Annotated in this window: 8 protein-coding genes and 1 pseudogene; 3 read left to right on the forward strand and 6 right to left on the reverse strand. The window is 71.0% G+C overall.

Annotated elements, in window-relative coordinates:
- Together ACM2XV_RS10985 and ACM2XV_RS10990 are read right to left on the reverse strand one after the other, a co-directional pair.
- A partial coding sequence (locus ACM2XV_RS10985; protein ID WP_487026955.1) for a DEAD/DEAH box helicase occupies window positions 1-1219 on the reverse strand: 1219 nt, incomplete at its 3' end.
- A 207-nt stretch (window positions 1220-1426) separates the two neighbouring features.
- Window positions 1427-2113, reverse strand: coding sequence for a DUF1684 domain-containing protein (locus ACM2XV_RS10990; RefSeq protein WP_487026956.1), 687 nt, complete (start codon window positions 2111-2113; stop codon window positions 1427-1429).
- A gap of 41 nt (window positions 2114-2154) precedes the next feature.
- Here ACM2XV_RS10990 and ACM2XV_RS10995 point away from each other — a divergent pair, with 41 nt between their 5' ends.
- The gene (locus ACM2XV_RS10995; RefSeq protein ID WP_344776498.1) at window positions 2155-2946 is read left to right on the forward strand and encodes a 2-phosphosulfolactate phosphatase; all 792 of its coding nucleotides are present in this window, start codon (window positions 2155-2157) and stop codon (window positions 2944-2946) included.
- Window positions 2947-2974: 28 nt separating this feature from the next.
- Complete coding sequence (locus tag ACM2XV_RS11000) at window positions 2975-3277, forward strand: DUF427 domain-containing protein (protein WP_344776496.1); 303 nt, start codon at window positions 2975-2977, stop codon at window positions 3275-3277.
- Between the two features lie 61 nt (window positions 3278-3338).
- Here ACM2XV_RS11000 and ACM2XV_RS11005 read toward each other — a convergent pair whose 3' ends face one another.
- A complete protein-coding gene (locus ACM2XV_RS11005; protein ID WP_344776494.1) occupies window positions 3339-4190 on the reverse strand; it encodes a LysR family transcriptional regulator in 852 nt (283 codons plus the stop codon).
- A gap of 41 nt (window positions 4191-4231) precedes the next feature.
- Here ACM2XV_RS11005 and ACM2XV_RS11010 point away from each other — a divergent pair, with 41 nt between their 5' ends.
- Window positions 4232-5239 (forward strand): DMT family transporter, encoded by a 1008-nt coding sequence (locus ACM2XV_RS11010; protein ID WP_344776492.1) that lies wholly within the window; start codon window positions 4232-4234, stop codon window positions 5237-5239.
- Here the strand turns inward: ACM2XV_RS11010 and ACM2XV_RS11015 are convergent.
- The 3 genes and pseudogenes from ACM2XV_RS11015 to ACM2XV_RS11025 form a co-directional block, all read right to left on the reverse strand.
- Entirely contained in the window at window positions 5178-5666 is a 489-nt protein-coding gene (locus tag ACM2XV_RS11015) for a SprT-like domain-containing protein (protein WP_344776490.1), read from the reverse strand. The two genes, ACM2XV_RS11010 and ACM2XV_RS11015, sit on opposite strands and share 62 nt — an antisense overlap.
- 9 nt (window positions 5667-5675) lie before the next feature.
- Window positions 5676-6209 (reverse strand): hypothetical protein, encoded by a 534-nt coding sequence (locus tag ACM2XV_RS11020; protein ID WP_344776488.1) that lies wholly within the window; start codon window positions 6207-6209, stop codon window positions 5676-5678.
- A 47-nt stretch (window positions 6210-6256) separates the two neighbouring features.
- Window positions 6257-6455 (reverse strand): annotated as a pseudogene (locus ACM2XV_RS11025) (spermine synthase); the annotation flags it as partial.

Genomic DNA, 6455 nt, shown 5'->3' on the forward strand with positions numbered 1-6455 from the left:
GGCCGCGCACGGGCGCCTCGGGCTTCACGTACGGAACGAGCGCGACGGGCGAGCCGACGAGCGAGAGCACCTGCGGTGAGGCATCCGTCACCTGCTCGAAATCGACCTTGATGGCGGCCTTGCGCAGCAGGTCGCGCAGGTCGCGGTGCTGCTCGGGCAGCGCGATCGTGACGACATCGCCGGCCGAGCCGGCGCGGGCGGTGCGGCCGGAGCGGTGCAGGTACGCCTTGTGCTCCATGGGCGGATCGACGTGCACGACGAGTTCGACGTCGTCGATGTGCACGCCGCGGGCCGCGACGTCGGTGGCGACCAGAACGCGGACGGAGCCGTCGTGGAAGGCCGCGAGGTTCCGGTCGCGGGCGTTCTGCGACAGGTTGCCGTGCAGGTCGACGGCAGGGATGCCGCCCTCGGTCAGCTTCTTCGCGAGCTTCTTGGCCTGGTGCTTGGTGCGCATGAAGAGGATGCGCTTGCCGGCACCGCGGGCGAGCGTGCGCACGAGCGCGTCCTTGCCCGCGGTCGACTCGACCGCGAAGACGTGGTGCGTCATGGCCGAGACGTGCGAGGTGGCCTCGTCGACCGAGTGCAGGATCTCGTCGCGCAGGTAGCGCTTCACGAGCTTGTCCACGCCGTTGTCGAGCGTGGCCGAGAACAGCATGTGCTGGCCGCCCTTGGGCGTCTTGTCGAGGATGCGGGTGACGACGGGCAGGAAGCCCAGGTCGGCCATGTGGTCGGCCTCGTCGAGGACCGTGATGCGGATGCCGTCGAGCGACAGCACCCCCTGCTTCAGCAGGTCGTCGAGGCGGCCCGGCGTCGCGACGATGATGTCGACGCCGGCGCGCAGCGCGTCCTCCTGTCGCTTCTGGCTGACGCCGCCGTAGATGACCGTCGTGGTGAGCCCGACGCTCTGCGCGAGCGGAGCGAGCGTGTTGTCGATCTGCGTCGCGAGTTCGCGGGTCGGCGCGAGCACGAGGCCGCGCGCCGTGCGGCCGCGCGCGGGCCGGCCGGAATTCGTGTCGGATGCCGCGCCCAGCCGTGCCGCAAGCGGAACCGAGAACGCGATGGTCTTGCCAGAGCCGGTCTTGCCGCGGCCGAGCACGTCGCGGCCCTTCAGCGAGTCGGGCAGCGTGGCGACCTGGATCGGGAACGCCTCGGTGCGGTCGGCCGCCGCGAGCGCGGAGACGATGGGGGCGGGCACGCCGAGTTCGGCGAAAGAAGTCATGAAGATGTATGCCTTTCGGGGCATAAGCCCGCGCACGCCAAGGTCGGCGCAGAAAGCGGGGAGGTTCGGTCGCACGCGGGCGGGTGCCAGCGCGGTGCGCCGTCTGAAAAGACTGAGGGTCGAATCACGACGCGGGTGCGGGCGAAGACTTCGCTCGCGACTGGTTCAGTCTAGGTGATGGAAGCTGTGCGGCCGGACGGCGGCCGCTTACGGCATCCGCTCGCCCACCGGAACCTCGACAGACAGCGTGTTGCTCGGCAGCGCGAGCGGGCAGGCCCACGCCGGGTCGTATGCGCACGAGGGGTTGTAGGCGAAGTTGAAGTCGAGCACGACGGTCGGCCTTCCCTCCGCTGGTCGAGTAGCCCGCGCGAAGCCGGGCGTATCGAGACCCCCTCCTCCCGCGGAGCCGCCGAGCCACGCCCCCTTCACGGTGTCCACGAGGTAGCGCCCGCCCCCATAGGTGCCGCCGGGCTTCCCGGCCAGCGCATCCTTGACGGGAATGAACAGCCCGCCGCCGTAGGACCGCAGCCGCCACACGTCGAGCGACCCGACGCCGGGCAGCACGGCCCGCCCGAGCAGCTCGAACGGAACGACCCCGTCGGTGCCGGTTTCGACGTCCCAGTGCCGCGGCTCGGCGGCCGGCTCGATCTCGACCTCGAACCGCCAGGCCGGGTCGTAGGGCGCGACGGGCACGCCGGTGAACGACTCCCGCTCCTCGGGCAGGATCGCCGAGGCCGGGTGCGTCGCCAGCATCCGGTCGCGGCTCAGCTTCCAGAACGCATGCGCCTCGGCCGGCCCGTCGCTCTCGGCCGCGAGTCGCGTGATCTCGTAGAGCTCAAAGGTGAGCCGGCGCCAGTCGAGGGTTTCGAGCGCAGTGCGGGCGGCATCCGTCATGCTCTCAGTCTGCCCCTGGGCGCCCGAATAGGCTGGAACGCATGCCCCAACCCCAGCCGGCCGAGCACACCCAGCAGAGCTACGAGGTGCGATTCGACTGGGGCATCGAGGGCCTGCGCAGCATCGCCCCGGGCGCCGGGGTGATCGTCTTCATCGACACGATCTCGTTCACGACGACCGTCGAGCTCGCCACGGGCCAGGGCCTCGAGATCGAGCCGTTCCCGAACCTCGACCGCGAGGCCGCCGCTGAGTACGCGGCCACGGTCGGCGCGAAGCTCGCCGCTCGCCGCGGCGACCCGGGTCTCTCACTGTCGCCGACGAGCATGACGGCCGAGAAGATCGCCGAGTTCGGCGCGCCGCGCGCGGTGGTGATCTCGCTGAACGGGTCGCGCGTGGCGGCGGATGCCGCAGGCTACGGCGTCCCCGTCGTGGCGGCCAACCTGCGCAACTTCTCGGCGGTCGCCCGCTGGGTGCTCGCCTACCAGCAGCAGCTCGGCCATCGCGCGACCGTCGCGGTCGTCGCCTCGGGCGAGCGCCGCGCCGACGACACCCTGCGGCCGGCCGTCGAAGATCAGCTCGCCGCCGGCGCGGTCATCGGCGCGCTCGCGGCCCAGGGCATCGACGCATGCTCGCCGGAAGCCGCCGTCGCCGCGGCGTCCTTCGACGCCATGCGAGGGGCGGTTCGCCATCTGCTCACGGCATCCGTCAGCGCCCGCGAGCTCGCAGCGGTCGGCCAGCTCGACGACGTCAGGATCGCCGCGCAGCTCGATGTCTCGCAGACCGTGCCGGTCATGCGCGACGGCGTCTTCCGCGCCGAGCCGATACCGGAATAGCGCACGCGGCGCAGTGGTTCGCGCAGGCATGAAAGCACTTCTGGGAGACACCGTCATCGCCGAGGCCCCCGAAGAGGACCTCATCCGCATCGAGGGGAACTGGTACTTCCCGCCGGCATCCGTCAACGAGCAGTACCTGAGCACCAGCCCGACGCCCTACACCTGCCCGTGGAAGGGAGAGTGCCAGTACTTCACCGTCACCGTCGACGGTCAGGCATACCCCGACCGGGCGTGGAGCTACCCGACCCCGTACCCGACGGCCTTCGACCGCGTCGGCAAGGACTTCTCGAACTACGTCGCGTTCTGGAAGGACGTCACCGTCGTCGACTAGTTCCCGTTCCGGACAAATGCGCGCGCTGCCGCGGGCGCGTTTGTCCGGAAAGGGAACAGGTTCACAGCGCGTCGACGAGCGCCTGAGCGAGCGGATGCCACGGCCGAGACGCCGGCCCCGAGAGCACGAGCCGGCGCGGCCGCGGCTTCACGAGCGGCTTCATGACGAGGTCGCCCGGCAGCATGCCGCGACCGAGCGACGGCACGATCGCGACCCCCATGCCCTGCTCGACCATGCGGAACAGCGTGCTCATCTCGCGCACGCGGTGCGAGAACGCGTACTCGAGCCCCTCGTCCTCGTGCATGCGCTTGACGTGCCCCTCGCACCCGCCGGTCGACACGATCAGCCCGTCGACGGCCAGCTCCGCGAGCGGAATCCCCTCGAGCTCCGCCAGCGGATGGTCGCAGCGCACGACCGCGGCGAACTCGTCGGTCGCGACAAGCTTGCCGCCGGCGGGCTGGGGCGACGGCTCGACCAGGATCGCCGCCTCGACGACCCCAGCCTCGAGCCACTCGGGCATCTCGTCGTCGTCGCCCTCGTAGATCTGCACGTCGACATTGGGCAGCTTGGCCGCCCACAGCGGCAGCAGCTCGGGCAGCAGACCCTGGCACACGGTCGCGACGGCGCCGAGGCGCACGACGCCGGCGAGCGTGCCGTCCTGCTTGACCGCGCTCTCGAGGGCGGCGACGGATGCCAGCGCCGCACGCGCATGGTCGAGAACCCGCCTGCCCAGAACGGTCAGGGTGACGCCCCCGTCGCGCTGCAGCACCCGGCCGCCGACCTCGCGCTCGAGTCCGGAGACGGCGTGCGAGACGGCCGACTGGCTGATGCCGAGCTGCGCCGCGGCATCCGTGAACGACGCACGGTCGACGACCGTGACCAGCGCGCGCAGCTGCGGCAGAGTGACCCCCATAAGTACCCCTCATCTGGCGATGAAGCAGATTCATTTGCCTCATGGCGACGGATGCCTCGACGATAGGCCGCATGCAGGCAGCAGGCAACACCCGCGGGACCCTCGTGGCGTTCCTCGCGCTCGCGCTCGTGTGGGGCGCGAGCTTCCTCTTCATGAAGCTCGGGCTCGCGGGACTCGCGCCCGGCCAGGTCGTCATCGGGCGGGTCTGGTTCGGCGCTCTGACGCTCGCCGCCGTGATGCTCGTGACCCGGCGCCGGTGGCCGCGCGACCTGAAGCTCTGGGGCCACATGGTCGTCGTCGCGATCACGTTCGGTGTTGCGCCGTACGCGCTGTTCGCCTGGGCCGAGCAGACCGTGCCGAGCGGGCTCGCCAGCATCTACAACGCCACGACCCCGATCATGACCCTGCTGCTGACCCCGCTCCTGCTGCGGTCGGAGCGCCTCAGCAGGGCGCAGTCGGGCGGAGTGGTCATCGGCATCCTCGGGGTGCTCGTGCTGAGCGCGCCGTGGCAGCTGATCGGCTCGGCTGACCTCGCGGGCAGTCTGCCCGGGCAGATCGCCTGCCTCGGGGCGACGCTCTGCTACGGATTCTCGGGGCTGTATCTGCGCCGTTTCGTCTTCGGCAGGGGAGTGGAATCGCTCACGCTCTCGGCGATGGAGATCTGCCTCGCCGCGCCGCTCGCCCTGGTTCTTCTTCCCTTCGGCGGGCTCGACCCGATCGGGGTCAGCGCCCCTGTCGTCCTGTCGATCGCGGCCCTCGGTGTGCTCGGAACCGGCATCGCATACATCTGGTACTACCGCGTGCTCGGCGAGTGGGGCGCCGCCCGCGCCTCGACGGTCACCTATCTCGCGCCGGTCGTCGGCGTCGTGCTCGGGGTGCTGGTCCTCGGCGAGACGGTGCAGTGGTACGAGCCCGTCGGCGGTCTCGTCGTCATCGCCGGCATCATCGCGAGCCAGCGCGGACTCCGCCTCAGGCGGGCACGGACTCTCAGCGCGCCTGCGCGGCTGCCTTCCGCACCGCCGCCGAGATCTCGCGCCGAGTCCAGCTGATCAGGAACGCCCGCGAGAACGAGCGGGAGCACTTCCCGCAGGACAGGTCGCGCGCGGGCCGGCGGTGCCGGTAGTGCACGTGCCCGTTGGGGCAGGTGCCGACCCAGGGCGCGAGCTCGGTCGGCGTCGGCCCGTCGTGCGTGCGGCCGCCGACGTAGCCGATCGAGGCGGCCGTCCGCTTCCACAGCGCCCCGTGCCCGGCGGCCGGCCCCGCCAGCGCGTGCGCGACCTCGTGCAGCAGCGTCTGGTGCACGTCGTCGTCGGGCCAGCTCGCGGCGAGGTAGCGAGAGACAGAAATCCGTTTGTGCGTGTAGTCGCACAGCCCCGCGCGCTTCTTCGCGTTGTCGAACGCGAACGTCCACGAGGGGTCGAGATGCAGGGCGATGAGTGCGTTCGCCCAGACGCTCACCCGAGAGAGTTCAGCCATGCGGTGAGGCTAGAACAAAGGTACGACATTGGATTCGAGGCGGCGCTTCGCCGTCTCGAGGGCGAACTGGGCCGACTCGATCTGGTCGGCCGGCGCGCCCGCTTCGGTGCGCAGCCGCAGCGACTCGGTGAAGTCGGCGACCGCCGCCTCGTCGTCGCCCTCGTCGAACAGCACCTTGCCGCGGTGCTGCAGCCCGAAGGCCTCGAGCTCGTGCCACTCGTGGGTGCGCGCCTCTTCGATGCAGGCGGTGAGCTCGCTGACGGCCTCGTCGTAGCGGCCCTGGTACTGCAGCACCTGCGCCCGGATCATCCGCGGGCGCTGCAGCGAGCGTCGATCGCCCGTGAACCGCGCCAGGCGGTACGCCTCGTTCGCGACATCCAGCGCATCGTCGAGCGAGCCGCCGACCTTGAGCAGCCACGCCTTCTCGCACAGCGCATCGCGGCTGCGCAGCTCGCCGAGCTCGGCCAGGCGGCGGCCGACCTCGACCAGGTCCACGCGCTCACGAAGTGTTTCAGGGTCGTAGCCGAGGATGATGCTGCTCACGCGGGCAGGCTAACCACGCAGGCTGCGCGAGCGCGGCATGCCACGCGCTACTTTCCCGGCTTCACCTGGAAGATCGAGCGGGCCGGCGGGGGCGACGGCGTCGCGGTCGCGTCGGTCACGATCAGGCCGCCGCGCGCGAAGTCCTCGAAGTCTGAGCCGAGCACCGCGACGGCGGGGTGCGGCCCTGCCGCCATCAGCCGCGGCAGCCACTTCTCGGGCAGAGGCGCCGCCGACCCGACGAGCACG

This window comes from Gryllotalpicola sp. CP2-P1, assembly GCF_057512245.1.

Bases quoted from the DNA above. Each gene is read 5' to 3' on its own strand.
- ACM2XV_RS10990 (WP_487026956.1), bottom strand. From the start codon at position 2,113: ATGACGGATGCCGCCCGCACTGCGCTCGAAACCCTCGACTGGCGCCGG.
- ACM2XV_RS10995 (WP_344776498.1), top strand. From the start codon at position 2,155: ATGCCCCAACCCCAGCCGGCCGAGCACACCCAGCAGAGCTACGAGGTG.
- ACM2XV_RS11000 (WP_344776496.1), top strand. From the start codon at position 2,975: ATGAAAGCACTTCTGGGAGACACCGTCATCGCCGAGGCCCCCGAAGAG.
- ACM2XV_RS11005 (WP_344776494.1), bottom strand. From the start codon at position 4,190: ATGGGGGTCACTCTGCCGCAGCTGCGCGCGCTGGTCACGGTCGTCGAC.
- ACM2XV_RS11010 (WP_344776492.1), top strand. From the start codon at position 4,232: ATGGCGACGGATGCCTCGACGATAGGCCGCATGCAGGCAGCAGGCAAC.
- ACM2XV_RS11015 (WP_344776490.1), bottom strand. From the start codon at position 5,666: ATGGCTGAACTCTCTCGGGTGAGCGTCTGGGCGAACGCACTCATCGCC.